The organism is Sphingobium sp. DEHP117, from assembly GCF_030867385.1.
In the GTDB taxonomy this organism is placed as follows: Bacteria; Pseudomonadota; Alphaproteobacteria; order Sphingomonadales; family Sphingomonadaceae; genus Sphingobium.
Window position 1 is genome coordinate 402,367 of record NZ_JAPFBJ010000001.1, and the last position, 25,596, is coordinate 427,962.

Annotated in this window: 25 protein-coding genes; 10 read left to right on the plus strand and 15 right to left on the minus strand. The window is 64.2% G+C overall.

Features of this window, described 5'->3' with window-relative positions:
* Window positions 1-9: 9 nt before the first annotated feature.
* From OOT33_RS01990 to OOT33_RS02000, 3 genes are all read left to right on the plus strand, one after another.
* Window positions 10-1,311, plus strand: a complete 1,302-nt coding sequence (locus tag OOT33_RS01990; protein ID WP_307748301.1) for an FAD-dependent oxidoreductase — start codon at window positions 10-12, stop codon at window positions 1,309-1,311.
* 66 nt (window positions 1,312-1,377) lie between these two features.
* Window positions 1,378-2,502, plus strand: coding sequence for a GNAT family N-acetyltransferase (locus OOT33_RS01995; protein WP_307748302.1), 1,125 nt, complete (start codon window positions 1,378-1,380; stop codon window positions 2,500-2,502).
* On the plus strand, window positions 2,499-3,380 hold the full coding sequence (locus tag OOT33_RS02000; RefSeq protein ID WP_307748303.1) for a cupin-like domain-containing protein: 882 nt from the start codon (window positions 2,499-2,501) through the stop codon (window positions 3,378-3,380). The genes OOT33_RS01995 and OOT33_RS02000 overlap by 4 nt, the downstream gene beginning before the upstream one ends.
* A 64-nt stretch (window positions 3,381-3,444) precedes the next feature.
* Here OOT33_RS02000 and OOT33_RS02005 read toward each other — a convergent pair whose 3' ends face one another.
* Window positions 3,445-4,518, minus strand: coding sequence for a GNAT family N-acetyltransferase (locus tag OOT33_RS02005; protein ID WP_307748304.1), 1,074 nt, complete (start codon window positions 4,516-4,518; stop codon window positions 3,445-3,447).
* Between the two features lie 66 nt (window positions 4,519-4,584).
* Between OOT33_RS02005 and ung the strand changes: the two genes are divergently transcribed.
* Window positions 4,585-5,304 (plus strand): uracil-DNA glycosylase, encoded by a 720-nt coding sequence (gene ung, locus OOT33_RS02010; protein WP_307748305.1) that lies wholly within the window; start codon window positions 4,585-4,587, stop codon window positions 5,302-5,304.
* Window positions 5,305-5,434: 130 nt separating this feature from the next.
* Here the strand turns inward: ung and OOT33_RS02015 are convergent, their stop codons facing one another.
* The 8 genes from OOT33_RS02015 to purE all read right to left on the minus strand — a co-directional run bounded on the left by OOT33_RS02015 (window position 5,435) and on the right by purE (window position 13,729).
* Window positions 5,435-5,839: a DUF3035 domain-containing protein gene (locus OOT33_RS02015; RefSeq protein ID WP_307748307.1), complete on the minus strand. Its 405-nt coding sequence runs from the start codon at window positions 5,837-5,839 to the stop codon at window positions 5,435-5,437.
* A complete protein-coding gene (gene lspA, locus OOT33_RS02020; protein ID WP_307748308.1) occupies window positions 5,839-6,354 on the minus strand; it encodes a signal peptidase II in 516 nt (171 codons plus the stop codon). Before lspA ends, OOT33_RS02015 begins: the two co-directional genes overlap by 1 nt.
* 118 nt (window positions 6,355-6,472) lie before the next feature.
* Entirely contained in the window at window positions 6,473-9,589 is a 3,117-nt protein-coding gene (gene ileS / locus OOT33_RS02025) for an isoleucine--tRNA ligase (RefSeq protein ID WP_307748310.1), read from the minus strand.
* Window positions 9,590-9,639: 50 nt separating this feature from the next.
* The gene (locus tag OOT33_RS02030; protein ID WP_307748311.1) at window positions 9,640-10,584 is read right to left on the minus strand and encodes a bifunctional riboflavin kinase/FAD synthetase; all 945 of its coding nucleotides are present in this window, start codon (window positions 10,582-10,584) and stop codon (window positions 9,640-9,642) included.
* A 65-nt stretch (window positions 10,585-10,649) separates the two neighbouring features.
* Window positions 10,650-11,474 carry an alpha/beta fold hydrolase gene (locus OOT33_RS02035; RefSeq protein WP_307748312.1) on the minus strand — a complete coding sequence of 275 codons (825 nt, stop codon included), beginning with the start codon at window positions 11,472-11,474 and terminating at the stop codon, window positions 10,650-10,652.
* A 37-nt stretch (window positions 11,475-11,511) separates the two neighbouring features.
* Window positions 11,512-12,015, minus strand: a complete 504-nt coding sequence (locus OOT33_RS02040; protein ID WP_307748313.1) for a dihydrofolate reductase — start codon at window positions 12,013-12,015, stop codon at window positions 11,512-11,514.
* Window positions 12,016-12,024: 9 nt separating this feature from the next.
* The gene (locus tag OOT33_RS02045; RefSeq protein ID WP_307748314.1) at window positions 12,025-13,095 is read right to left on the minus strand and encodes a 5-(carboxyamino)imidazole ribonucleotide synthase; all 1,071 of its coding nucleotides are present in this window, start codon (window positions 13,093-13,095) and stop codon (window positions 12,025-12,027) included.
* Between the two features lie 130 nt (window positions 13,096-13,225).
* Complete coding sequence (gene purE / locus OOT33_RS02050; RefSeq protein ID WP_307748315.1) at window positions 13,226-13,729, minus strand: 5-(carboxyamino)imidazole ribonucleotide mutase; 504 nt, start codon at window positions 13,727-13,729, stop codon at window positions 13,226-13,228.
* A gap of 201 nt (window positions 13,730-13,930) precedes the next feature.
* Here purE and OOT33_RS02055 point away from each other — a divergent pair, with 201 nt between their 5' ends.
* On the plus strand, window positions 13,931-14,575 hold the full coding sequence (locus tag OOT33_RS02055; RefSeq protein WP_307748316.1) for a diguanylate cyclase: 645 nt from the start codon (window positions 13,931-13,933) through the stop codon (window positions 14,573-14,575).
* On the opposite strand, the gene dapE is transcribed toward OOT33_RS02055, so the two are convergent.
* Window positions 14,563-15,738 carry a succinyl-diaminopimelate desuccinylase gene (gene dapE, locus OOT33_RS02060; protein ID WP_373690479.1) on the minus strand — a complete coding sequence of 392 codons (1,176 nt, stop codon included), beginning with the start codon at window positions 15,736-15,738 and terminating at the stop codon, window positions 14,563-14,565. The genes OOT33_RS02055 and dapE overlap by 13 nt on opposite strands.
* A gap of 24 nt (window positions 15,739-15,762) precedes the next feature.
* Between dapE and OOT33_RS02065 the strand changes: the two genes are divergently transcribed.
* The 4 genes from OOT33_RS02065 (at window position 15,763) to typA (ending at window position 19,351) form a co-directional block, all read left to right on the plus strand.
* Window positions 15,763-16,209 (plus strand): cupin domain-containing protein, encoded by a 447-nt coding sequence (locus OOT33_RS02065; RefSeq protein ID WP_307748317.1) that lies wholly within the window; start codon window positions 15,763-15,765, stop codon window positions 16,207-16,209.
* Between the two features lie 11 nt (window positions 16,210-16,220).
* Window positions 16,221-16,772, plus strand: a complete 552-nt coding sequence (locus OOT33_RS02070) for an adenine phosphoribosyltransferase (protein ID WP_307748318.1) — start codon at window positions 16,221-16,223, stop codon at window positions 16,770-16,772.
* 3 nt (window positions 16,773-16,775) lie between these two features.
* Entirely contained in the window at window positions 16,776-17,444 is a 669-nt protein-coding gene (locus tag OOT33_RS02075; RefSeq protein WP_307748319.1) for a 5'-methylthioadenosine/S-adenosylhomocysteine nucleosidase, read from the plus strand.
* Between the two features lie 74 nt (window positions 17,445-17,518).
* Window positions 17,519-19,351: a translational GTPase TypA gene (gene typA / locus OOT33_RS02080; RefSeq protein ID WP_307748320.1), complete on the plus strand. Its 1,833-nt coding sequence runs from the start codon at window positions 17,519-17,521 to the stop codon at window positions 19,349-19,351.
* A gap of 36 nt (window positions 19,352-19,387) precedes the next feature.
* Here typA and OOT33_RS02085 read toward each other — a convergent pair whose 3' ends face one another.
* Window positions 19,388-20,125, minus strand: coding sequence for a carbonic anhydrase family protein (locus OOT33_RS02085; protein WP_307748321.1), 738 nt, complete (start codon window positions 20,123-20,125; stop codon window positions 19,388-19,390).
* A 94-nt stretch (window positions 20,126-20,219) separates the two neighbouring features.
* Entirely contained in the window at window positions 20,220-20,969 is a 750-nt protein-coding gene (locus OOT33_RS02090) for a TSUP family transporter (protein ID WP_307748322.1), read from the minus strand.
* Between the two features lie 57 nt (window positions 20,970-21,026).
* On the opposite strand from OOT33_RS02090, the gene OOT33_RS02095 reads away from it, so the two are divergent.
* Complete coding sequence (locus tag OOT33_RS02095; RefSeq protein WP_307748323.1) at window positions 21,027-21,485, plus strand: gamma-glutamylcyclotransferase; 459 nt, start codon at window positions 21,027-21,029, stop codon at window positions 21,483-21,485.
* On the opposite strand, the gene OOT33_RS02100 is transcribed toward OOT33_RS02095, so the two are convergent.
* From OOT33_RS02100 to OOT33_RS02110, 3 genes are all read right to left on the minus strand, one after another.
* Entirely contained in the window at window positions 21,429-22,784 is a 1,356-nt protein-coding gene (locus tag OOT33_RS02100; RefSeq protein WP_307748324.1) for a PepSY domain-containing protein, read from the minus strand. The two genes, OOT33_RS02095 and OOT33_RS02100, sit on opposite strands and share 57 nt — an antisense overlap.
* 2 nt (window positions 22,785-22,786) lie before the next feature.
* Window positions 22,787-25,066, minus strand: coding sequence for a TonB-dependent receptor domain-containing protein (locus OOT33_RS02105; RefSeq protein ID WP_307748325.1), 2,280 nt, complete (start codon window positions 25,064-25,066; stop codon window positions 22,787-22,789).
* An 83-nt stretch (window positions 25,067-25,149) separates the two neighbouring features.
* Complete coding sequence (locus OOT33_RS02110; RefSeq protein WP_307748326.1) at window positions 25,150-25,548, minus strand: hypothetical protein; 399 nt, start codon at window positions 25,546-25,548, stop codon at window positions 25,150-25,152.
* Window positions 25,549-25,596 lie beyond the last annotated feature (48 nt).

Below are 25,596 nucleotides of genomic sequence, written 5' to 3' on the forward strand. Positions count from 1 at the left end.
AGGGCTTGGATGCGGCATATAGCGATCATCGGCTCGGGACCGGCGGGCTATTATACCGCCGAAGCGTGTCGAAATATATTCGGCGATAGCGCGCGCGTGGACATCATCGACAGGCTGCCGGTGCCCTTCGGCCTGATCCGCACCGGCGTCGCGCCCGACCACCAATCGATCAAGGCGGTGGCCAAGCGGTATGAGGCGGTCGCGCTCACTGACACGGTGCGCTTTGTCGGTAATGTATCGATAGGGCGTGATATCAGTATCGCCGAGCTGCAATCGCTGTATGACGCGGTGGTGATCGCGACCGGCGCTCCGCATGACCGCAAGCTGGAGATACCCGGCGCTGACCTGCCCGGAGTGGTTGGCAGCGCGGCGTTCGTGGGCTGGTATAATGGTCATCCGGATTATGCGCGGCTCAATCCCTCGCTGCATGGCGGCCATGCGGTGGTGATCGGCAACGGCAATGTCGCGCTCGATGTCGCGCGCATCCTCTCCAAGACACCGGACGAGTTCGCGGGAAGCGACATTGTCGCCCATGCGCGCGAGGCGCTGGCGCAGTCGCATGTCCGCCATATCACGCTGCTCGGTCGGCGTGGGCCGCATCAGATCGCGATGACGCCAAAGGAGCTGGGCGAGCTGGGCAAGCTGGAGCGCGCCGCTCCCCGCGTCGACCCTGCGGACTTTCCCGAAGCGGGCGCCGACGCGCTGCTGGAGCCGGGCATGCGCAAGTCGGTCACCCTGCTGCGCGAGTTCGCCGCCAATCCGGTGGCGAAACCGGTGACGATCGACTTTGATTTCTTTGCGATGCCGGTCGCGATCGAGGGCGAGGGGCATGTGCAGCGCGTGATCGTGGAGCGCACGGTGCTGGACGACCGCTGCAACAGCCACGGCACCGGCGAGCATTATGCGATCGAGGCGTCGCTGGTGGTGAGTTGCATCGGCTATCAGACGCCCGCGATCGACGGCGTGCCCTATGAACATGGGCGGGGGCGTTTTGCGAGCGACGAGGGGCGCATATTACCCGGCCTTTATTGTGTCGGCTGGGCGCGGCGCGGGCCGACCGGCACGATCGGTACGAACAAGCCGGACGGCGTGATGATCGCCGACAAGATCGCGGCCGACATTGGCGAGGGTGCGGGCAAGGCCGGGCGGCCAGGGCTGGATGCGCTGCTGGCCGAGCGCAACGTCGATGTCGTCACCTTTCGCGATTGGCAGAACATCGACACGGCGGAGATTGCGCGCGCCCTGCCGGGCAATCCGCGCGAAAAGTTCACCGACATCGGCGAGATGGTGCGCGCCGCCACCGGGAGATGACCGGCGCACTTCACGCGCATCTCCCAAGGATTTCCTAAGATTTTCGGGCTATGGGGAGGCATGGACATGGCCTCTGCCCCTGTTGCAAAATGCGTCGCCGCCGCGCCCAGCGCGCAGGAGTGGCGCGCACTGGCCGAGTGCGCGGCGGAGCCTAACCCCTTCTATCATCCGGCAATTCTCGTGCCTGCCCTGCGCCATCTCGACGAGGGTGCACAGGTGCGCATGGTCGATGCGCGCGATGCAGGCGGGAGACTGATCGGCCTGATGCCGGTTATGACGAAGGCGCATCATGCGCGCTATCGCGTGAAACATAGCGCGAACTGGATGCACGGCCAGTGCTTCTTCGGCGCGCCGCTGATGCTGGCCGGGGCAGAGGCGCAGGCATGGTCAGCGATACTGGCCACGCTCGATCAGGCAGGCTGGGCGGGCCATTTCCTCCATTTTGATGGGCTGGATGCGGACGGACCTGTGGCTGCCGCGCTGAAAAGCCTCTGTGCCGCGCAAGGCCGGGGCTGCAAGCGCATCGCCAGCCACGAGCGCGCGCTGCTGCGCTCCTCGCTCGATGCTGACGCTTACTGGCAAACCCATGTGCGGGCGAAGAAGCGCAAGGAGATCCGGCGGCTCATCAACCGGCTGGAGGAACTTGGGCATGTGACGCACCGCCGCTTCGCCGAGGGAGACGGCGCATCGCAATGGGCGGAAGACTTCATCACGCTGGAAGGCGCGGGTTGGAAGGGCGCGGAGGGCACCGCGCTCGGCAACGCGCGCGCGACCCGCGCTTTCTTCCGCGATGCCATCGCCAATGCCGCGCAGGATGGCCTGCTCGACATGCTGCGCATCGATATCGACGGCGCGCCGATTGCGATGCTGGTCAACTTCCGGCTGGGGCGCGGCGCGTTCAGCTACAAGATCGCCTTCGATGAGACATTTGCCCGGTTCTCGCCCGGCATATTGATCGAGATAGACAATCTGCGCGCGGCTCTCTCCGATCCTGATCTCGACTGGATGGACAGCTGCGCCGCGCCCAATCACCCGATGATCGATGGCATTTGGGCGGAGCGGCGGCGCATCGTGCAGTATCGCGTGGCGCTTGGCGGTGGAGGCGCGCGTGGGCTTGCGCGTCGCGCAGCCTTCGCGGGCATCGGCATGGTGGAAGACGGCATCAGTGCGGTGAAAGGAAGACGGACATGAGCCTTCATCAACCGATAAGCGAGGGAAGGGCAGAACCCTTCGCCTTTGACGAAACGGCGCGGGCGGCCTTCGCGAAAGCCTATCCCGACAGGCACACGCATCTGCATCACCGGCTCGCCGAGCATCCGCTGCTCAGCCTCACTGCGCTGGCGCAGCTGGCCGAGCGCATGCCTGCTAACCGGGTGGAATATAACCGTGGCGACCTGCCGCTTGGCATCCGGCCGGAAGATACCCCCGCCAATGGCCTGACGCTCGGCGAAACCATCCGCACGATCGACAGCAACGGCAGCTGGGCGGTGCTCAAGAATGTGGAGCGCGACCCTGCCTACGCCGCGCTGCTCGACGCCGCGCTGGAGGATCTGCGCCCCCTGGTCGAGGCGCAAACCGGGCCGATGCTCCACCGCGAGGCGTTTATCTTCATCACATCGCCGGGCAGCATCACGCCGTTTCACATGGACCCGGAGCATAATATCCTGCTCCAGATCCGGTCCGACAAGACCATGCATGTCTTCCCCACGCATGACGCGGAGACCGTGCCGCCGCAGCAGAGCGAGAGTTTCGCGCGCGGGGGGCATCGCAATCTTGTGTGGGAGGACCGCTTCATGGACCGGGTGAGCGCGGTTCACCTCGCGCCGGGCGAGGGGGTGCTGATGCCGGTGAAGGCGCCGCATTTCGTGAAGAACGGTGAGGGCGTTTCGGTCAGCTTCTCGATCACATGGCGGTCGGAACGCAGCGTGGCCGAGGGAGAGCTGCATAGCCTCAACGCCCGCCTGCGCGCGCGCGGCTTGCCGCTGGTGAAGGTCGGGCGCAGGCCGGAGAAACAATGGATCGGGCGGGCGCTGTTCCGCCTCGTCAACCGGCTGGGCTGGGAAGCGTGAATGCATTGATCCGAAACAGGCCGCGCTGCGGCGTTTCGGACAAGCGGTGCACCGCGGTGCCCAACTAACGCCTGAACAACCTCCGCAGCACCGCTTCGGCCTCAAGCCGCCAATCGAACCGCTCCAGCGCCCACCAGTTCAGCTCCTCCGCGCCGGTGGACAGGCTGTGCTTGTAGCGGTCCTTGCCCGCGAGGAAGGAATAGAGCTTGAAGTCGCGCGCCGCATAATGCGCGACTGCCGTGGCATGGCACATCAGGCCCGGCTTGGACTTGGCGGTGCCCGGCTCGGCAAAGGCGGACTGATAGTTCATGGCGCGGCCCGCCCAGACGAAATTGAGGAGATAGCCGATCGTCGTGCCGTCACTCGCAATACGCATCAGTTCGACCGTACCGTCGGCTAGCCCCGCGCGCGTGAGCCGGCTGACGAAATCGCGAAAGAACGCGCTGTCCCACGCATTGTCGGCATGGCGGCCTGTATTGAGGGTGCGCATGTCGTCCAGCCAGTGATCGAGCGTCCGCTCGTCGCTGGCAATATCGATCGTCAGCTCACCGGGCTCGTCCTTGAGGGAGCGCTTGATCTGCCCCCGCGTGTTGGCGCTGAGTAATGAGAGATAATCCCCGCCTGCCTCGCGCACGGCCTTGAGGTCTGCATGATAGGCAGGCGAGGCATCGCGGATGACGCGGCGGCGCACGCCCGGGACCTCGGTCAAAAGCGATCCGAAACCGAGACCGGAAAGATAGAGCATACGCCAGTCCTCCCGCTCCGCCATTGCCTCGCAGAATGCGTGAACCGCGAACGGCAACTTGTCTTTGGCACACAAGATGCCGTTATATTCGATGAATGGGCGGTCGCCCTCCGTGTCACCCGCCTCGTTCAGCCAGAGTGCCGGCACGGAGCCGAACATGCGGCGTTTCTCGCCTGCGCCGACCAGCGCCATCCCCTCGTCGCGCATCTCGTCACCGATGACAAGCAACTGTGGGAGCGGAATGCCTGCTTGCTGAAGGGCCGCAAGCCAGCTTCCCATCCATGTCCAGCGCAGGAAAAAGGATGCGGGATGCGCCGCGTTTTCCAGCGCGCGCCAGCGCGAACCGAGCATTTGAAGATCGGTAATGTTTTCGAAACGGGCGGACAAATGCATGACACGCGCCTTCGTGATACACGGTGAAGCTTTGCATGATCGCAGTAATTTCTTAACATAGCGCTGATGACCGACACAGACGAGACCGCCACCCGACCCGCGCCGAAGCTGCATGCCGGCTGGGCCACGCCGCTGGCCCCGATGTTCGCCTCGCCGGTGATGGAGAGCCTGCGTGCTTTCCTGCTGGAGCAGAAGGGGCAGGGGAAGCGCATTTTTCCCAAGGGCAGCGAGTATTTCCGCGCGCTCGACCTTACGCCGCTCGACACGGTGCGTGTCGTGATATTGGGGCAGGACCCCTATCATGGCGAGGGGCAGGCGCACGGCCTGTGCTTTTCCGTGCAGCGCGGGGTGCGTCCACCGCCGAGCCTGGTCAATATTTTCAAGGAGATGAAAGCCGATCTTGGCATCGATCCTCCGCGTCATGGGAACCTGACGCACTGGGCGGAGCAGGGCGTGCTGCTGCTGAACAGCGTGCTGACGGTGGAAATGGGGCAGGCCGCCAGCCATCAGGGGCGCGGGTGGGAAAAGTTTACGGATGAGGTGATCGCCCTGGTGGCGCGGCAGGAACGGCCGATCGTCTTCATCCTGTGGGGTGCCTATGCGCAGAAGAAGGCGGCGTTCGTGAAGGATGTGAGCCAGGGCGGGCGGCATCTGGTGATCCGCTCCGCTCACCCCTCGCCGCTTTCAGCGCATAACGGCTTTTTCGGCAGCCGCCCGTTCAGCCGCGCCAATGCTTTTCTGAGAGAACATGGCGAGCAGCCGATAGACTGGAAATTGCCTGAATAGCGCTGCCCGGATTTGGTTCAGACGGAGCCGAGAACGGTGGATTTTGAGAACCGGAGCGCAGCGACCTCAATGGGTCGTGAGCACCGGAAGCGCAGAAAGCTGCCGTTCGCAGGCCCGTATGGAGCAAATCCTAGTTGGCGACGGCGCGGCCGTATTGACCGTCACCCTCAGGCGCGGAGAGGATGTCGCGCGTGGTCGCGCCCTTGTCGACGAGGTTGGTCTGCGGATCGCCGACTGCCGAGCGGATGCCGGGAAGGGCATTGTCGCGCCCGGCGGCGGAGAGCGTTGCGGCTTCGCTGGCCGAACGCGCGGCGGGCGCGCCGAACATCGCCTCCATCGCCTGGCGGTTGGCCTCGGGCGTCACCGTCGGCGCGGCGCCGGGCGCAGGCGGCACCAACGCGAAATCTGGCGGGATGACCAGCGGGGCCTGCCGCGTCACCTGCATCTCGTCCGGCCGGGCGCGATTGAAAATCCCGCGCGATCCGCAGGCGGACAATGTGGCAACGAGGACGGCGGCGACGACAAGTTTACGCATCAGTTTTGACTCTCCGAATTTGCGCCCTTTTCGCGCAGCAGGAGCGCGCGCGCAAGCAGGATCAGCACGCCGATGGTAATCGCGGCGTCCGCCAGGTTGAAAATGAGGAATGGCCGCCACTCGCCAAAGTGCAGATCGGCATAATCGACCACGAAACCGAGGCGCACGCGGTCGATGATATTGCCCAAGGCACCGCCGAGCACGAGGCCCAGGGCGATAACATCCTGGCGGGACCGCTCGCGCCACATCCAGCTAGCGACGAACCCGGCGATGCCCGCCGTCATCGCGACGAGCAGCCAGCGCGCGGTGTCATTATCCGCATGGAAGAACCCCATCGAGATGCCGCGGTTCTCCACCCAGCGCAGCGCGAAGATCGGGATTATCTCCAGCCCCTCATCCCCGCGCGATTGAAGCTGGAGCGGCACGGTGACGATATATTTGATGAGCTGATCGAGGATCAGGATCACGGACGCGATGGCGAGCCCGAGCTTGCGGTGAAGGGGGGGGGGCGTCATTGTGAAAATCCGTCATGCTGAGCCTGGTTCAGCATCCATCGCGCCTTTGGCGAACCCGGGGCGGAAGAAAAGCGGGACCCCGGATCAAGTCCGGGGTGACGAGGTTGGGTGCATAGGCTCACGAGAGGATGTCCTCGCAGCGGTTGCAGAGGTCTCCGTCTTCGGTGACTTCGGGAAGGTGACGCCAGCAGCGGCCGCATTTGTGGTGGGTGGTTTTCGTTACAACCGCCTCGCTTTGTAAATCCAAATTGTCTTTCAGGTCATCCAAGATGACTTCCGCACCCGATGTGATCCATAACTCCGGTAGGTCGTCGCCCACTGAGGACAGGATATTGTAGTCGCAGTTTCCAGCTGTAATTATCGCATTAGCTTCCAAGCTTGATCGAATAGTCTTTTCTCGCCGATGAGGCTCAATAGCTTCGTTTACTTGATCGCGATAATGGCGCAAACGCCCCCATTTTTGCGCCAGCCCCTCATCCAACAACCCGTCATTCCCGCGAAGGCGGGAATCCAGGTCTGTTGTCGATGCTGGATCCCCGCCTGCGCGGGAATGACGGGAGAGAAGGCTGGCGAAGTCCGGCCAATCCAACATGTGCACGCTGTCCGCATCCGGGAAGCGGCTCTTCCATACTTCTTCCGCCGTGAAGGGGATGATCGGCGCGGCGTAGCGGACCAGCGCGTGGAACAGCACATTAAGCACCGTGCGATAGGCGCGGCGTTTGTCGGTCTGCTTGCCCGTCTCCGGGTTCACATCGCAATAGAGGCAGTCCTTGCGGATGTCGAAGAAGAAGGCGCTGAGGTCGATATTGGCAAAATCGTTGAGCGCCCGGGTGTAGCGGCTGAACTCCAGCCAGCTCTCACTCGCGCGGTTTTCGACGACTTCGCGCAGCGTGGCGTCCAGCTCGGCCAGGCGGTGAAGCATGTAGCGCTCCAGCTCCGGCATCTCGCTAACCGGCACTTTCCCGTCTTCGTCAAATCCCTCAAGTGCGCCCAGCAAATAGCGGAAAGTATTGCGTAATTTTCGGTACGCGTCGGACGATCCGGCCAACACTTCCTTGCCGATGCGGACGTCGTCGAAATAGTCGGTGCTCGCCACCCACATGCGCAATATGTCCGCGCCGCTCTCGCTCATGATCTTCAGCGGATCGACGACATTGCCGAGCGACTTGGACATTTTGCGGCCCTGGCCATCGAGCGCGAAGCCGTGGGTGAGGACGGACTTATAGGGCGCGCGCCCACGGGTGCCGCAGCTTTCGAGCAAGCTCGACTGGAACCAGCCGCGATGCTGGTCCGACCCTTCGAGATAGAGGTCCGCACGGTCGTCAGCATCCGTGCCGAATTGCGGTTCGACCACGAAGCTGTGGGTGGAGCCGCTGTCGAACCACACGTCGAGGATGTCGTTCACGACCTCATAGTCATCGAGGCTGTATTCGTTGCCCAGCAGCGCCTGATGGTCCGCGCCGAACCACGCATCCGCGCCGCCTTGCTCGAACGCCGCGCGGATGCGGGCGTTGACTTGCGCGTCGCGCAGGTAGTCGCCGGTTTGTTTGTGGACATACAGCGCGATGGGCACGCCCCAGGCGCGCTGGCGGCTGATGACCCAATCGGGCCGATCGGAGACCATGGCAAAGATGCGGTTGCGCGAGCGGGTGGGCACCCAGCGCGTGTCCTCGATGGCGGCGAGCGCTGTCTGACGCAGCGTGGTGGTGTTGCTGCCCTGCGCTGCGTGGATGCCCGCTTCGGTCTCGCACAGCGGGATGTTGGCGTCGCGCTCTCGATCCATCGGAATGAACCATTGCGGGGTGCAGCGATAGATGATCCGTGCCTTGGAGCGCCACGAGTGCGGGTAGCTGTGGCGGAATTCGCTGGCCGAGAGGAGCGCGCCTGCTTCGCGCAGGTCGGAGCAGATCGGACCGTCGGCCGCGTTGAATTTCGTATTGATTACCGAGCCTTGCCCGCCGAGCCACGCCCAGTCCTCGCGGTAGAAGCCGCTGTCCGTCACTGCGAAGACGGGATCGATGCCGACGGCCTTGCAGGCGAAAAAATCTTCCTCGCCATGATCGGGAGCCATGTGGACGAGGCCGGTGCCCGCGTCGGTGGTGACGTGGGGGGCGGGGAGGAAGGGGCGGGGGCGGAGGAAGAACTCGGCGAGCGGGGAGGCGGGATGGATCGTTTTAAGCCCCTCCCCTTCAGGGGAGGGGTTGGAGTGGGGCGTGTCCTCTGGGCGCGGCGCTTGGAGCGTGCCCCCACCCCCTGCCCCTCCCCTAAAGGGGAGGGGAGTCTGGAGGAGGTTGGCGATGGGGTGGCGGGCGGTGGCTCCGGCTAGGGCGGTGCCGGTGCCGCGCCAACTGACGTCGAGAAAGTGTGAAACGCCCGGTGCAATTCGTGCTGCTAATGCTTCAACAAGATCACCAGCAACAAGATATGGACCCATGCCGTTGATCTTGACGCACCAGTACTCAATCCCCTCCCCATAGGCGATGCCCTGGTTGGTGGGGATGGTCCAGGGGGTGGTCGTCCAGATGACGGCGTAGGCGCCTTCCAGCTCGCGGCAATTCGGCGCATCCACAATCTCGAACGCGACGTCGATCTGGGTGCTCGTCACGTCCTCATATTCGACTTCGGCCTCGGCGAGCGCGGTTTTCTCCACAGGGGACCACATCACCGGCTTCGCGCCGCGATAGAGCTGGCTGCTCTCGGCGAACTTCAGCAGCTCGCCGACGATGGCCGCCTCGGCCTCGAACTTCATCGTCAGGTAGGGATTGTCCCAGTCGCCCATGACGCCGAGGCGCTTGAACTGTTCCTTCTGCACGCCCACCCATGTGTCGGCATAGGCGCGGCACTGGGCGCGGAATTCCTTTGCGGGCACCTCGTCCTTGTTGAGCTTTTTCTTGCGATATTCCTCCTCGATCTTCCACTCGATGGGGAGGCCGTGGCAATCCCAGCCCGGGGTGTAGGGCGCGTCCTTGCCCAGCAGGGTCTGGGACCGGACGATGATGTCTTTCAGCACCTTGTTGAGCGCGTGGCCCATGTGGATGTCGCCGTTCGCATAAGGCGGGCCGTCATGCAGCACGAAGCGCTCGCGCCCTTTTCTGGCGGCGCGGAGCTTTGCATACAGCCCGTCCGCCTCCCACTTCGCGGCGATGGCCGGCTCCTTCTGCGCGAGGCCCGCCTTCATCGGAAAGTCGGTCTTGGGCAGAAAGACGGTGTCTTTATAGTCTTTGGGCTCGGTCATGTGCGGTCCGGTGGAAAAGCGAAATCGGACCCGGCTCTAGGGCCAAAATTCTATGAGGACAAGCGGGGCGTCTGCGCGAGGATGTGTCGCGCCGCCGCGCAATCCCGCGCGATCTGGGCCTTGAGCGCATCGAGCCCGTCATATTTCGCTTCCGGGCGCAGGTGGGCGATCAGCTGTACCTCGATGGTCTCGCCGTAGAGGTCTTCGGCCAAATCGAAGAAATAGGTTTCAAGCAGTTCCTTGGGTGGATCGAACATCGGGCGGATGCCGAGGTTCGCGACACCATCTATCAGGCGACCGTCAGGCAGCCGCCCGCGCACCGCGTAAACCCCATAGGCCGGGCGAAGATAGCTGCCCAGCGTCATGTTGGCGGTCGGGAAATCGAGGGTACGGCCAAGCTTTGCGCCATGCTGAACCACGCCCTCGATCGCGAAGGGGCGGGTGAGCAGGCAGGCGGCGGTGGTGCAGTCGCCCGAACGGAGCGCCTCACGGATGCGGCTGGAGGAGACGGTTGCGCCGGTTTCGTCTGTCACCGGAGCGACCGCCTCCGCGCGCAGGCCATGCACTGCGCCGAGTTCCCTGAGGCGCGTCACGTTGCCGCATCGGCCTTTGCCGAAGGTGAAATCTTCCCCCGTCACCACCCCGGCCGCGGCATATGGCCCGGCGAGCATGGCCACGAATTCCTCCGCGCTTTTTTCCGCCAGCTCTCGCGTGAAGTGGAAGACCATCATCGCGTCTGCCCCGGCCTCGGCGAACAACCGCTCGCGCTGGTTCAGCGAGGTGAGGCGAAATGGCGGTGTGTCGGGCTTGAACAGGCGCACAGGGTGCGGATCGAACGTCGCGACGATGACCGGGCGCCCTTCTGCCCGCGCCCAGGCAATCGCCTTGCCCACAACCGCCTGATGGCCGAGATGAAAGCCGTCGAAATTGCCGAGCGCGATTACGGCCCCGCGCAGATTCGCGCTCACCTCCCCCATGTTGTCCAGCCGCTCCATCCCCGCCGCTATAGCAGCATGAACTGCCTATGCAATTCCGTTGCGGGTGAGGATGGCGTGGTGGGTCAGGCCACGCTTTGGAGAAAGTCGATAATGTCCTGGTTGAGCCGCTGCGGCGTGGTGGCGAACAGGCCGTGCGGTTCGCCATCATATTCGATGAGCCGCGCATTGGCGAGCCGCGCGGCGGCTGCGCGCGCCGTGGGTTCGATGGGTACCGTTTTGTCGCTGGTGCCGTGGATGATCAGCGTGGGCATGGTGACGGCGGCGAGGTCGGGACGGAAATCGGTGCGTGCGAAGGCATCGACGCATTCCAACGTCGCGACCGGGCTGGCCATCAGCGCCAGCGTGAACGTCCAATCCAGCACGCCCTGGCTCACCGGCCGGCTGACGAAGCCGAAGCCGTAGAACTGCTTGGCGAAGGTCTGGAGAAAATCGAAACGATCGGCCCGGATCTGGTCCTGCATGTCGTCGAACACCGATTCGTCAACGCCGTCGGGGTTGCCTTCATCCTTCAGCAGATAAGGGACGACCGACGAAATGAACATGACGCGGCTGACGCGCGTCCCGCCGTGGCGGTGCAGATAGCGCGCAATCTCGCCGCCGCCCATGGAAAAGCCAATGAGGGCAACGGACCGGAGATCCAGCGCCTCGATCACTGCGGCAAGATCATCGGCGAAGCGATCGTAATCATATCCGGTTGCCGGATGGGCCGAGTGCCCGAAACCGCGCCGATCATAGGTGATGACGCGATAGCCGGCTTCGAGCAGGGCGACGACCTGATATTCCCACATGTCGCCGGTCAGCGGCCAGCCATGAATGAGGATGACCGGGCTGCCGCTGCCCATGTCCTTTACGTGAAGAGAGACACCGTCATCCGCGTCGATATACATGGGCAAGCTCCTGCGTGGGAGTTGCCGAGACGCCCAATCAGCTCTTGCGTTCCGTAGGCCGCTTGAGGGTGACGAAACTGTAGGCGGGGCGAGGCCCTTCTGCGTCGAACCGCTGTCGCGAGACTTCATGCCAGTCTGCAGGGTCGGGCCGGTCGATACGGGCATCGCCCTCGATCTCGGCGTGCACCTCGGTCAACTCGATACGGTCGGCGATGGGGAGGAACTGGTTGTAAATTTCTGCCCCGCCGATCACGGAGATATGCGGTGCATTGGCGCGCTGCAGCGCATCTTCGACGGTGTGGGCAACCTCGGCGCCGTCTTCCTGCCATTCCCGGTCCCGCGTCAGCACGATATGCCGCCGCCCATCGAGCAGGCCGGGCAGGCTCTCAAAGGTCTTGCGGCCCATGATCATTGGCCTGCCCTGGGTCAGCGCCTTGAAGTGGCGCAGATCGGCGGGGAGGTGCCATGGAAGGCGCCCATTGTGCCCGATGACGCCATTGTCGGCGCGGGCGAGAATGAGGACGATCTCGGGATGGTTCATGGCCTCGTCCTAGAGTTCCAGCCGCGTGACATGGCCCATCTTGCGACCGGGGCGCGCGCCGTGTTTGCCATAGAGATGGAGATGGTTGGCCGGGTCCGCGAGGATGGCGGCCCACTCATGCGCGTCCTCGCCGATGAGGTTGCGCATCTGCACCCCCCTGGCCGCCAGCGCCGTGTGCCCAAGCGGCAGGCCGCAAATGGCGCGAATATGGTTTTCGAACTGGCTGGTCAGCGCGCCCTCGATGGTCCAGTGACCGCTGTTGTGGACGCGTGGCGCCATCTCGTTGAACACCGGGCCTTGCGCGGTGGCGAAAAATTCAAGCGTGAGAACGCCGACATAATCGAGCGCATCTACCACCTGCCGGGCGAGCGCACGGGCGGTTTCCACCTGCTCCATGATCTGTGCCCCGGCGGGCAGGGTGGAGGTGGACAGGATGCCATCCACATGCACATTGTGCGGGCTGTCCCAAAAGCGGACCTCGCCATCGATACCGCGCACGAGGATGACCGAGAACTCCGCGTCGAAGCTAACGAAACCCTCCAATATGCAGGGCTGGCCTTTCACCGCCTCCCAGGCTGCGGCCGCCTCGCTGGCCGAGCGCAGGCGCACCTGCCCCTTGCCATCATAGCCGAAGCGATTGGTCTTGAGGATGGCGGGTGTTCCGATCCGGCCGAGCGCTGCCTCCAGATCGGCAAGGCTGTCCACCGCCGCGAACGGAGCCGTGGCGCCGCCCAGCCCGGTTACGAACGTCTTCTCCTTGAGGCGATCCTGCGCGATCCGCAGCGCCTCGACATTGGGGCGCACCAGCCCGTGCTGGCTCAGCGTCTCCAGCGTGCCGCCATCGACATTCTCGAACTCGTAGGTCAGCACATCGACAGCGTCGGCAAAGGCGGCGAGGCGGCCTGCGTCTTCATAGGCGCCCTGCGTCCAGTCCGCGCATGTATCCGCAGCCGGGCCGCTTTCCTCTGGCGCATAGACATGCGCGCGATAGCCCAGTTGCGCGGCAGCTACGCCCAGCATGCGGCCGAGCTGCCCGCCGCCGATGATGCCGATAGTGGAGCCGGGCGGTAATGAAGTCATTGTCGGGTTCCCGCACCGGCCCACTCTCCCTCCCAACCTCCCGATATGGTATCCTTTGGGAGGTCGGGAGGGGCGTGGTCGAGGCGCGTGACTCTACCACGGGGCTGGCACCGCATCTCAGAAAAAGCCTTCATTCCGGTTCCTGCGCCACGTCGGCCGTCTGCTTGGCGCGCCATGCCTCCAGCCGCGCGGCGAGTTCGTCATCGGTGTTGGCGAGCATAGCTGTGGCGAGGAGGGCGGCATTGACCGCGCCGGCCCGCCCGATCGCCAGCGTGCCTACCGGTATACCTGCGGGCATCTGGACGATGGACAGGAGGCTGTCCATGCCATTGAGAGCCTTTGACTCCACCGGCACGCCCAGCACCGGCAGGCGTGTCATGCTCGCGGCCATGCCGGGCAGATGCGCCGCGCCGCCTGCGCCCGCGATGATCGCCCTGAGGCCGCGCGAGACGGCGCCCGTGGCATAATCATACAGCCGCTGGGGCGTGCGATGGGCGGAGACGACCTTGCACTCATGCGCCACGCCCAGCGCGGAGAGTGTCTCGCTGACGTGGCGCATCGTTTCCCAGTCCGAGCGGCTGCCCATGATGACGCCGATGATGGGCTTTTCTCCCTCGCTGCTCTGCCCCGTCATGTGATCTGCTTTCTCCCTTTGAGGTTCAGGCCTTAAACAGCCGAGGGGCGAGGGGCAATGCCCAAGATGATTGTGGTCGGGAGATGTCGGTATTCACCTATCGGTAAGGTTGGGCAGGCCATTATGCTGCACCTGCCGATTCAAAGCCGACGTTGTGCGGCCAGGACGCAGGCATAGGGACTTTTCCGGGGATACCAGCGCATGACCGAAGGCGGCCAGAGCGAAACGTCGACGCAGGGGGCAGACTTGTCCGCCGCCATCATTGCCGAGCTCAAGGCAGAGGTGTCTTCGCTGCGGCGCGATGTGCGCCTGCTGCGCATCGCCAATGCCGAGCTGGAGCGTGTGGCGGTCTGCGATACGCTGACCCCGCTCTACAATCGCCGCTATTTCATCGGCGCGCTGAATGAGCGGATCGTGCGTGCCCAGCGCTATCAGGCGAGTTCTGCGGTGCTGTTTCTCGACATCAACCGCATGAAGCATATCAACGACAAGTTTGGCCACAGCGCGGGTGATTTCGCGCTGGTGCACGCGGCCCAGCTGGTGCAGGCGCATATCCGCAAGACGGACGTCGCGGCGCGCCTGGGTGGTGACGAGTTTGCGCTGATCATCGAGGAAGTGAACGAGAAGCAGGCCGCCAAGAAGGCCGATCATATCGATCATGTCTTGCGCAGCACCGAATGCCGGTACGGCGAGGCTGTGCTGCCGGTGTCGGCGTCTATCGGATGGGCGATACTGATGCCGAACGACACGGTCGATTCGCTGATCGAGCGGGCAGATGCCAACATGTATGCACGCAAGCGCGCATGGCATGGAGGAGCGGCCAATGCAGGCGGTCAGGCTGCCTGAACCATCGCCTTGCGCATGATAGCGGCATAAATATCGCGCAGGGTGCCGAGGTCCTGAACCGCCACCGCTTCATCGAGCTTGTGCATCGTCGCATTGCAGAGGCCAAATTCCACCACCGGGCATAGCGCCGAGAGGAAACGGGCATCGGATGTCCCGCCCGTGGTCGAAAGTTCGGGCGCGAGGCCTGTCGCTTCGCTGATCGCCTGGCTGATGAGGGAGGAAAATTCGCCCGGCGGGGTGAGAAACGCCTCGCCGCTGATCTTCGCTTCCAGCGCGCCGCCTTCCGCCTCCACCAGCGAGCGGACGCGCTCGGTCAACCCGGCCCCGGTGTGCATGTCATTGAAGCGGATCGAGATGCGCGCCCGCGCTTCGCCCGGGATCATGTTCGTCGCGTCATTGCCCACGGAAATGTCGGTGATTTCGATGTTGCTGGGCTGAAACCAGTCGTTGCCGCTGTCCAGCTCTATCGCCTCTATCGCAGCGAGGATGCGCACCAGCCGCGGGATCGGGTTGTCGGCCAGATGCGGATAGGCGACATGACCCTGCGTACCCTTCACGCTGATCCACATATTGACCGAGCCGCGCCGTCCGATTTTCACCATGTCGCCCAAGCGGTGAACGGAGGTCGGTTCACCAACCAGGCACAGGTCCGGCTTTATTCCCTGCTCCGCCATCCTTTCCATGATCGCGCGGGTGCCATAGGTCGCCGCGCCCTCTTCATCACCGGTGATGAGCAGCGAGATGGTGCCGGGAAGGTCGAGGCAGGCGGGCAGGGCGGCGACGAAGCTCGCGATGCTGCCCTTCATATCCACCGCGCCGCGCCCATGCAGCAGGTCTCCGCGCCGCTCGGGCGTGAAGGGATCACTCGCCCAACCATGGCCAGGCGGCACGACATCGAGGTGCCCGGCGAAGGCGAAATGCCTGCCCGGCCCATTGCTGCGCAGGGCGATGAGGTTTTCCACCGGCCCGTCGGGCGCATCGCCCGTTATCCAGCGATCCACGGTGAAACCCAGCGGCGTGAGCATGGCTTCGAGCGCAGCGAACACCGGGCCGGTCGCAGGTGTGACCGAAGGGCAGGCGATCAATTGCTCGGCCAGCGGCACAGGATCGGTAAAGGTGGGATTGGACATCGGCATGGCGCTGCGATAGCGAATGATTGCCATCAGCGCCAGATGAGGGATGCGCCCATGCCGAAGATCGACCTCGCCTCCATCCCAGCCACCAACAGCACAGGCTATCCGGCGGAGTATAAGGGCGTGGTCGATGGGCGCTGGGTGCGGCGGCTGGCGCCGCTGTTCGGCCTTGCCGATTTCGGTGTGAGCCATGTGACGCTCAAGCCCGGCGCGGCGTCATCGCAACGGCACTGGCATGAGGACGAGGATGAGCTGGTGGTGATGCTGTCCGGCGAAGCGGTGCTGATCGACGACAGCGGGCGCAGCCCGCTTGCGCCGGGAGACATAGCCATATTCCCCAAGAATGACGGCAATGGCCACCATATCGTCAACGAAGGGGCGCAGGACTGCATTTTTGTGGCGATCGGCAGGCCGCCGGTCGGCGACTGTCACTATCCCGATATCGACATGGCGTTTTCGGCGGCGACGGGATTTGTGCGCAAGGATGGTGGGGCTTTCTAGGGGGATATCAGATGCTGGATCAAATCGATGCCAATGCCGATCTTGCTGCCTTAGTGCGCACGATCCCGGATTTTCCAAAGCCTGGCATACTCTTTCGCGATGTTTCGACACTGCTGCTGGATGGGCCGGGATTTCGCGCGGCGATCGACCGGCTGATCGCGACCTTCGACACGGGAGAGGTGGACCTGATCGCGGGGATCGAGGCGCGTGGGTTCATCGTGGCCTCGGCGCTGAGCTATGCACTGGGAAAGGGCAAGATCATGCTACGCAAATCGGGGAAGCTGCCCGGCGCCGCCGTTGGGGTCGACTACGCACTGGAATATGGCACGGACCGGATCGAGATGCATGTCGGCGCGGTGAAGGCAGGATCGCGGGTGCTGCTGGTCGATGATCTGATCGCGACCGGCGGGACGGCGCTTGCGGGCGTGCAGTTGCTGCGGGGCGAAGGCGCTGTGGTGACGCAGGCGCGGTTTTTAGTGGACCTGCCCGATCTGGGTGGTGCGGCGCGGTTGGCGAACGCGGGCGTGAGGAGCGGCGCGCTGCTCGCCTTTCCGGGGCACTGAACCGTGAGAGTAGCATTGATCACAGGGGTGGAGCAGGAAGCGGACGCGTTTCTGCCGGGGCGGCACGACAGGCTGGAACAACACGGGCATTTGTCGGTGCGGTTCGTGAGGCACGGCGCGCATGAAATTGCAGTAACCTGTTGTGGCGTCGGCAAGGTCAATGCCGCGATCGCCGCGACGTTGCTGGCGGGTCTGCATCATGCCGAGCTGTTGATGATCATCGGCACGGCGGGTAAGCTATCGGACATCGCGGGCGACTGTTTCGTCATCCACGAGGCTGTGCAGGGTGACTATGGCGCGCAGCGGCCCGAGGGGTTTGCGCATTTCACGGCAGGCAGTTGGCCGATAGGCGTTGCGCAAGTCGAGGCCTTTCGCGCGCAGCCACTGCCGGACATTGGATTGCCGCAAGCGCGGATCGTCACGGGGGACAGCTTTGTCGAGTGCCCGGATCACAGCATGCGCCTGCGCGATGGCCTCAGCGGCGACCTCGTCGATATGGAGACCGGCGCGCTGGCGCAGGTGGCGCAGCGGCTCGGCCTGCCCTGGGCCGGGATCAAGGCGACCACCGACGACGCCAACGGAGAAAGTGCGGGCGACTTCCAGACCAATCTGCTGTTGGCGGCGCGCCGCGCGGCGGAAGCGGCAGAGTGGGCTATCAGCCTCTTGCGATAGGCGCCATTGCGCTGCAGCGCAAAATAGGCTAGGGGCCGCGCCGATACGCCTCCTCTAAAACGAGCAGATATTTCATGAGCCTCCGCAATGTGGCCATCATCGCGCACGTCGATCATGGCAAGACCACCCTCGTTGACCAGCTTTTCCGCCAGTCCGGCACCTTCCGCGACAATCAGCGCGTCGAAGAGCGGGCGATGGACTCGAACGACCTCGAGAAAGAGCGGGGCATCACCATCCTCGCCAAGCCGACCTCGGTGGAGTGGGCGCCTCCGGGCGGCGGAGAGCCGGTGCGCATCAACATCGTCGATACGCCGGGCCACGCCGACTTCGGCGGCGAGGTGGAGCGCATCCTCTCGATGGTCGATGGCGTGATCCTGCTCGTCGACAGCTCCGAAGGCGCGATGCCGCAGACCAAGTTCGTCACCGGCAAGGCGCTGGCGCTTGGCCTGCGTCCTATCGTGGTCGTCAACAAGGTAGACCGGCCCGACCAGCGCATCCAGGAGGTGCTGGACGAGGTGTTCGACCTGTTCGTCTCGCTCGATGCAACCGACGAGCAGCTCGACTTCCCCGTGCTCTACGCCTCAGGCCGCAACGGCTATGCCAGCGAGGACCCGGATCGGCGCGAGGGCGACCTGATCCCGCTGTTCGAGAAGATCGTCGAGCATGTGCCGCCGCCGGCGCTGGATATCGATGCGCCGTTCACCTTTCTCGTGACGCTGCTCGATCGTGACAATTTCCTCGGCCGTATTCTCACCGGCCGCGTGACCTCAGGCACGGTGAAGGTCAACCAGGCGATCCACGCGCTCGATATGGACGGCAAGGTGATCGAAACCGGCCGCGCCTCGAAGCTGATGGCGTTTCGCGGGCTGGACCGGGTGCCGGTCGAAACCGCTCAGGCGGGCGACATTATCAGCCTTGCGGGCCTTACGGTTGCGACCGTGGCGAACACGATTGCCGACACCTCCGTCAGTACGCCGATTCAGGCTCAGCCCATCGACCCGCCGACCCTGTCCATGCGCTTTGCCGTGAATGACTCACCCATGGCGGGCCGGGAAGGCGACAAGGTGACGAGCCGCATGATCCGCGACCGTCTGTTCCGCGAGGGCGAGAGCAATGTCGCGATTCGCGTGACCGAGGCAGAGGACAAGGACAGCTTCGAGGTCGCGGGGCGCGGCGAACTTCAGCTCGGCGTGTTGATCGAGACGATGCGCCGGGAAGGCTTCGAGCTGGGCATTTCCCGCCCGCGCGTGCTGTTCCGCGAAGGACCGGACGGCCGCGAGGAACCCTATGAAACCGTCATCATCGACGTGGACGACGAGCATGCTGGCACCGTCGTCGAGAAGATGGCGATCCGCAAGGCAGAGATGACCGACATGCGCCCCTCCGGCGGCGGCAAGACGCGGATCATCTTTTCCGCCCCGTCGCGCGGGATGATCGGCTATCATGGCGAGTTCCTGAGCGACACACGTGGCACCGGCATCATGAACCGTCTGTTCGAGAAATATGGCCCCTACAAGGGCGCGATCGAGGGTCGCAAGAACGGTGTGCTGATCTCCAACGGCACGGGCGAGGCCGTTGCCTATGCGCTTGGGCCGCTCGAGGAGCGCGGCGTGCTGTTCGTCTCGCCCGGCGAGGCGCTGTACGAGGGGATGATCATCGGCGAGAATGCGAAGCCGGAAGACCTTGAGGTCAACCCGATGAAGAGCAAGCAGCTCACCAACTTCCGCTCCAGCGGCAAGGACGACCAGATCCGCCTCACGCCGCCGCGGCGGATGACGCTGGAGCAGGCGATCGCCTATATCGACGAGGACGAGATGGTGGAGGTGACGCCCAAGTCCATCCGCATCCGCAAGCGCCACCTCGATCCGCACGAGCGCAAGCGCGCGAACCGCGCCAAGGCGGCTTAAATCCCGTTACCGGACCACGCCGCCGGGTGGCGTGGTTCAGTCGGCGATAAGACGTCGCCCGTTCAGCGGCTGGACCGGTCGCGCGTTTTCGCCAAGTATCGCGTGTAGCGCGCCGATCTGCTCCTTGCTGGCGTGGGCGGGCTGGACCGCCACATGCCAGGTCACGCCCTCGCTACACGGTGGCGTGGTGAGCGAGCCTGCGTACCGGTACACATGCAGATCATGGGGCAGCAGGGCGGCGGGGTTCAGCGCCACGCCTGCCACCTCGTGTGCCGGGGTCATGCTCTTGGGTGCGTGGGAAATCAGGTTGGCCAGTTCGGCATTGGGTGCGCCCTCCTCGAACATGACGCCGAGCACGGCAAGCTTGCCGGCGGCATCCTTGTGCACGAAGTGCGCGACCATGGGATAGTGCTTGCCGTTGAACGCCTCTTCCGATGGTGTGTGGAAATGCACCTGCACGAGATTGTAGCTGTGCCCGCCACTCTCCAGGGTGGAGCCGGGCGAGAAGTTCGCCTGCACCGTGTGGCCGTTGTGCAGCAGGCTGAGCGCCCCGGCATGATAGTCTGCGCGGACCGGAACGGCCTGTTTGGCGTCGAACGCGGCGTGGTCGATCGGTGATTGCGTCTTGCCAGTGGCGCAGGTTGCAAAGTCCGGCGCGAGCGCGCCCCAATGCTCCGGCCCCTCCGCTCCCTCATAGCTCCAGTGGGGCGCATGGCCCGTCGCGGCGGCCATCGTCATCGATATGGCGGACGCCAATGTAAGTAATGCTTGCACGAAATGTCTCCCGGATAGCGAAATATAGTTTCCCCATTGTAGGATGGAGAATGGCAGTCCGGGTGTTGGGGGGAGGCAGGGGTTCGGCCGGGGGTCAGCTCAGAGCGTCCCAGACGAGTTTTGCGCCGATGGCGACAAGCATAATATTGGCGAAGACATAGAAGCGAGGGCCGTTCATACGGTTCACCAACCTTGCCCCGGCCAGCGTCGCCAGCGTGGCGACCGGGATGAACAGTGCGGCCAGCAGGAGAGAGTCGCGGCTAAAAGCGCCCAGCGCCACGAAAGCGGGAACCTTTGCCCAGTTGATGGCGGCAAACAGAACTGCCCCGGTGCCTACGAAAACCCGGTGGGGCAGCCTTTTCGGGATCAGCCACATTTGCAGTGGCGGGGCGCCTGCATGGCCGATCTGGCTCGTGAAGCCACAGAAGAAGCCGAAGATGATGCCGGGCCATTGCCGGGTCGACGGCTGGCTGATCGCAACGGCATGATAAGCCATCCACAAGCGCCACAAGCCAAAGGCCATCGAGATCATGCCCAGCAACGCCAAAATCGCGGAGGGCGAGACGGAGGCGGCAAAAATGGCCGCCGCGGCGATCCCCACCAAAGCGCCGGGGAGCATCCACGCAACGATGGCCTTGTCCCAGCTGTCGCGATAGAGCCACACGCTGAATGCGTCCTGTGCGATCAGCACGGGCAGGAGGATTGCGGCAGCCTCCACCGGGGGAAACACCATCGCCATCAACGGCATCCCCAATATGCCCAGACCAGCAAGGCCGCCCTTGGCAAAGCCGATGCTGCACAGGCTCAGTAGGATCAGCAGGAGAGACATCGGCTCGGTCGGCATGGCCGCGCGATATAGGGGGGAGTTGAAGTGAGGGCCAGACAATATGATAAGCGGCTGATGAGACACCGGCTTGCCACATCGGACAGTGAACTTCTGTTCGTTTACGGCACCTTGCGGCGCGGTTGCGACAACCAACAGGCGCATCGCCTGCATTCGGAGAGCAGCTGGCTCGGGACGGGGCTTGCACGCGGTCGTCTTTACAGGGTGGACTGGTATCCGGCACTGGTAGCCGATCAAGAGGCAGGATGGGTGGCGGGCGATATCCTGCGGATGGCGGACCCGGATGCGACTCTGGCATGGCTCGATGCCTATGAGGAGTGCGGCCCCGCCTTTCCGCAGCCGCAGGAGTATCGGCGGGAGCCAATCGACATTGTGTTCGCCGGTGCGCAGGTGCGGGCTTGGGCCTATCTTTATAACCGCCCGCTCGATGGGCTGAAGCCGGTACCGGACGGCGACTGGCTAAGTGGACAGAGTTCTTCTGCCGATCCTGTCGATCAGCCAGATTGCCGAGAGTGATAGCGCGAACAGCGGCAGCGTGAGGAAGAAAAATCCGCCGATCGCCAGCACAGCCGCGCTGCGTGCCGGAGCGCGCGGGGCGGGCGGTACGCCAAGGCCGCCCTGCGGCTTGCGCCGCCGCCACTGGATAAAGCCGGTAACGCTGAGCGCCACCAAAGCGAAGGCGGTGAGCAGCCCGATGAGCTGATTGACCCAGCCGAACAGCGCCCCCTCGTGCCATGCGATGCCATAGCCCACCACCCGGTCGATCACATGCTTGTCGGCAAAGGTGTCGCGGCTGACTTCCTGCGCGCCGGCGGCATCGTAACGGATGGTGATGCGCCGGGGGCGGTCCTGCGTGTCGGAGCGAACCGTCCAAGTAGGGCCAGCCTTTGCGCCGAAAGCCTGCGGTGCGCCGGGTGGCGTGACGATGACGGGGAAGGGCAGATGCTCCGCCTGCGCCTTGTCGACGATGGCATTCAACCGGTCTGGCGCGGGATGTGCGTGATGGTGCGATGCGCCTGTCATCATGGCGCTGTGGTCATGCTCGGCGTGAAGCGCATGCTCGCCCGCATCTTCTGACGCTCCCGGCGCGCGACCGCCGATCGTCCAATCCTGCGCGCCCTTTACCCAGCCCATCTGTTCGCGCACCGTCTTGAAGCTGCTGCCCCACACGCCCGCCCATGGCAGCCCGGTGACCAGCAGCACGAGGGCAAGCCCCGAGACCCAGAAACCGGTGACTGCGTGCAGATCCCGCCAGAGCACGCGCGGCTCCTGCTTGAGCCGCGGCCAGAGCACGCCCGCCGCGCCCCGCCCGCGCGGCCACCAGAGATAAAGGCCGGTGGCAATCATCACGATGGCCCAGCTCGCCGCCAGCTCGACCAGCCAGCTTCCCCTTGGGCCGAGCAGCAGCTGGCCGTGAATATCATGGGCGATCTGCATGATCCGCCATTCCGGGTCGATCGAGCCGACTACGTCGCCCTGCGGCGAGACGAATACGTCGCGCATGCCCTTGTCGCCCGGTAAGGCGATGTGGATCAGCGCGGCGTCGCCGCTGCGCCCGGGCAGGCGATAGCTGTGGAAGGCGGCGCCCGGAAAGGCCGCGAGCGCCGCGTCGCGCTGTGCCGAGGGAGCAACCGCGCCAGCAACCGCCAGCCCCTGAAAAGCGCGCTCTTCCCAGCGTTCGATCTGCGGCTTGAACAGATAGAGCGCGCCCGTGAGCGATAGGACCAGCACCATCGGCATGACGAACAGCCCGGCATAGAAATGCCAGCGCCACAGCATGCGATAGAGCGCGGTTTTTTCGGAAGAACTCGCCATCGTCAGAGTCTCCATCCGGCTTCGACCAGGAAGGCGCGTTGCGGATAGGGGTGGAAGACCCAGGCGCGATTATTGGTGATATTGTCGACCCCTGCGGACAGGCGGAAATGCGCCGACATGTCCCAGTTCACGCGCGCATCCAGCGCGAACAGCTCTGATGTGTAGCCGAACGTGTCGCCGCGCTGGAGGCCGAACATGTCGGTATTGGGGCGGCTCGCATATCGTAGCCCGAGCGAGGTCTGCACGTCATGGGTGAGCGAATAGCGCAGGTTTGCGTTGACGCGCCAGCGCGGAATGCGCGGAAACTGCACGCCTTCCGCCGCCGGGTTGGCGCGATTGCGCACGGTCTTGCTGTCTATCCACGCGGCATTCGCCTCCAGGCCCAAGCCCGGCACCGGCCAGTCCTTCGTCTCGGCGATGGCCTCGATGCCCCACTGGCGGGTGCGGTCTATGTTCTTGAAGTTGTTGCGCGGATTATTCGGCCCTTGCAGATAATCGGTGAAAGAGAAGATGGTGTTCTTCACCCGTTGGTAGAATATCGATCCGGTGAGCGTAACCGGCCCAAGCGCGCGGCGGACAAGCAGATTGGCATCGCGGCTCTTTTCCGGCTTGAGATTCGGATCGAAGCTCGAATTGAATGTGCCGTTGTTGAGCACGGAGCCCTGAAACAGCTCTCCCACGGTCGGGAAGCGGGTCGCCGTTGCGAGGCTGAGTTGTACCAGCGTACCATTGAGCTCGATCTGGCCCGATATGGTGGGCGAGAGCGCATCATCGTGGCGGGAGGGGTAGGGGGTGAAGCGGAGAGTACTCGCACCCGGAGTTCCGATGCCTCCATCATAGGCTCGCCAATCATCATAGCGCAGGCCTGCGCTGATCTGCGCATCGGGCGTAATGTGCCAGACATCCTCTGCCCAGAGCGAAAGGACGCGCGTCTTGCCCAGGGTTTCGGTCGTGAGCCCCTTGATCGTGGCCCTGCTGCGCCAGTTGTTGAGCGTATAGTTGCGGGTATCAGTGCGATAAAAGCTCGCGGTTCCACCCACGGCCAGCTCGTGCGCGCCGCCCTTGCGCTCGATCGCGATGTCGCCGGTCCACCAGCCGGTCGGCCCGGCTTCGCTCAACCGCCCGGTCTTGTTGTCCCTTCCCGCGAAATAACCGTTGGACGTGAAGCCTTTGCTGGTCACGATCTGGTAGGTGGAGAGAGAGGCCTTTGCCGTCCATTGTCCCCACAGCGGAGCGGCAAGTTTGAGGCCGAGCAGAAACTCGTCGCGCTTGGTGAGCGACCAGTTGGCGCCTGAAGCGGTGTAGGGCACTCCGCTCACGCTCACTGCACCTTCACACACCGGATTGCCGGTCGCAGCAACACGCAGATAGCAATCGGGCGCAAGTTGATCGTCGCGGTTGTTCCACCAGGCGAACAGGAGCTGTGCCTTGATTGCGCCATCGTCATAGCCGATTTTGACCTTGCCCTGTTTTTGGGTGATGAGCGCGGGCGATTGCGCGGCAAAGATGGGGGTGGCTGCGGTTCCCGGCGATCCGGCGATGTTCTGTCTGGGGTCGATGATCGCGCCGGTCACCGGCGTGGTGCCTGCGCCGCCAAGCGTCAGCCCATAAAAGCTCATCGGCTGGCCTTCGTTCCTGAAGTATCGCGCCGTCACGCGGAGCGACCACGGCCCATCCTTTTGTTTCAAGCCAAAGCCGGCCTCGGCCGATCCGCCCCAATAGCTGTCATCAGTGCCGAACTGGCTGTAGGGCTGGACCATGCCCTGCACCTTGGCGAACGCCTCGGTCTCCTTAGGGTCGCGCGTGGTGATGTTGACGATGCCGCCCATCGAATTGCCGACATAGCGGGAGGAATAGGGGCCGTAGACTATGTCGAACTGCTGCACCTCGCCGGGGCCGACCACGCCCCATTTCGGCGCGAAGCTGAAGGAATTGCCAAGGAAGTTCGAGACGACGAAGCCATCGACCATCGCCAGCGTGCGCGCGCTCTGCGTGGAGTGGGTGCCGCGAAAGCCGGGGACGCCGTTGCTGTCTCCCGCATAGCGTTTGCGCACGAAAAAGTTCGGCGCGTATTTCATCAGGTCTTCGGTGTTGGCGGCGTTGACGGCGCTGAACTGCTCCCCGCCCAGCGAGACGGCGAGGCCGCGCGGGGCGATTTCTATCGGGGCGTCGCGCTGACCGACAACGAGGATGGTATCGGGCGCGTCTGCTGGTGCGTCATCGGCAAGCGCGGGAGTGGAAAGGCAAAGGGTGGCCGCGAGGGCGACATAAGAGGGTTTCATTAGACATGATCCTGAACAGGGGAATGGCCTGCCGAAGGGAGCGCGCAAGGTCGCGCATGCCCGTCAGAGTGGCGGTTGGGCGTTCAGGCGGTGAGTGGCGGCCCGCGCAACGGCGGGCGCAGATGGGGCGTGCTGCCCCGGAGTGTCAGGATGCGCGGGGCAAAGCCGGTCGCCAGAATGAAGAGCAGAGCCAGCGCCAGCAACGGCCCATCCGCGCCCGAAAGCGCTCCCATCGTCAGCGACGCAAAGGCGCAAGGCTCGTCAACAGAGGATTTTGCGGGTCCCTGTTCGCCCTTCACCGGCACGGCGACGGTAACGCTTTTGTGGGTGATGCCATCAAGGCAGAGCTGGACCGACAGAAACTTCTGCCCACCGCCCGCCATATAGCCCTGCGGGATCAATGCCTTCACGGCGAGCGCGCACGCCAGCAGCAGCAGGGCGAAGGCGCGTTGATCGCGAATCAGGGCGCGAAGCGGGTTCACGGACCGGGCCTTTAGGGTGCGATCGGGGGCCTGTCACCCCTTAAGCGC

Coding starts and splice junctions, on each gene's coding strand:
- lspA (WP_307748308.1), bottom strand. CDS start 6,354: ATGACGCCCCCCCCCCTTCACCGCAAGCTCGGGCTCGCCATCGCGTCC.
- OOT33_RS02100 (WP_307748324.1), bottom strand. CDS start 22,784: ATGGCGAGTTCTTCCGAAAAAACCGCGCTCTATCGCATGCTGTGGCGC.
- OOT33_RS02005 (WP_307748304.1), bottom strand. CDS start 4,518: ATGCATTTGTCCGCCCGTTTCGAAAACATTACCGATCTTCAAATGCTC.
- OOT33_RS02035 (WP_307748312.1), bottom strand. CDS start 11,474: ATGTATATCGACGCGGATGACGGTGTCTCTCTTCACGTAAAGGACATG.
- OOT33_RS02105 (WP_307748325.1), bottom strand. CDS start 25,066: ATGAAACCCTCTTATGTCGCCCTCGCGGCCACCCTTTGCCTTTCCACT.
- OOT33_RS01995 (WP_307748302.1), top strand. CDS start 1,378: ATGGCCTCTGCCCCTGTTGCAAAATGCGTCGCCGCCGCGCCCAGCGCG.
- OOT33_RS02095 (WP_307748323.1), top strand. CDS start 21,027: ATGAGACACCGGCTTGCCACATCGGACAGTGAACTTCTGTTCGTTTAC.
- OOT33_RS02070 (WP_307748318.1), top strand. CDS start 16,221: ATGCTGGATCAAATCGATGCCAATGCCGATCTTGCTGCCTTAGTGCGC.
- OOT33_RS02040 (WP_307748313.1), bottom strand. CDS start 12,015: ATGAACCATCCCGAGATCGTCCTCATTCTCGCCCGCGCCGACAATGGC.
- OOT33_RS02015 (WP_307748307.1), bottom strand. CDS start 5,839: ATGCGTAAACTTGTCGTCGCCGCCGTCCTCGTTGCCACATTGTCCGCC.
- OOT33_RS02065 (WP_307748317.1), top strand. CDS start 15,763: ATGCCGAAGATCGACCTCGCCTCCATCCCAGCCACCAACAGCACAGGC.
- ung (WP_307748305.1), top strand. CDS start 4,585: ATGACCGACACAGACGAGACCGCCACCCGACCCGCGCCGAAGCTGCAT.
- OOT33_RS02090 (WP_307748322.1), bottom strand. CDS start 20,969: ATGCCGACCGAGCCGATGTCTCTCCTGCTGATCCTACTGAGCCTGTGC.
- purE (WP_307748315.1), bottom strand. CDS start 13,729: ATGACGGGGCAGAGCAGCGAGGGAGAAAAGCCCATCATCGGCGTCATC.
- OOT33_RS01990 (WP_307748301.1), top strand. CDS start 10: ATGCGGCATATAGCGATCATCGGCTCGGGACCGGCGGGCTATTATACC.
- dapE (WP_373690479.1), bottom strand. CDS start 15,738: ATGGCAATCATTCGCTATCGCAGCGCCATGCCGATGTCCAATCCCACC.
- OOT33_RS02055 (WP_307748316.1), top strand. CDS start 13,931: ATGACCGAAGGCGGCCAGAGCGAAACGTCGACGCAGGGGGCAGACTTG.
- typA (WP_307748320.1), top strand. CDS start 17,519: ATGAGCCTCCGCAATGTGGCCATCATCGCGCACGTCGATCATGGCAAG.
- OOT33_RS02045 (WP_307748314.1), bottom strand. CDS start 13,095: ATGACTTCATTACCGCCCGGCTCCACTATCGGCATCATCGGCGGCGGG.
- OOT33_RS02000 (WP_307748303.1), top strand. CDS start 2,499: ATGAGCCTTCATCAACCGATAAGCGAGGGAAGGGCAGAACCCTTCGCC.
- ileS (WP_307748310.1), bottom strand. CDS start 9,589: ATGACCGAGCCCAAAGACTATAAAGACACCGTCTTTCTGCCCAAGACC.
- OOT33_RS02030 (WP_307748311.1), bottom strand. CDS start 10,584: ATGGAGCGGCTGGACAACATGGGGGAGGTGAGCGCGAATCTGCGCGGG.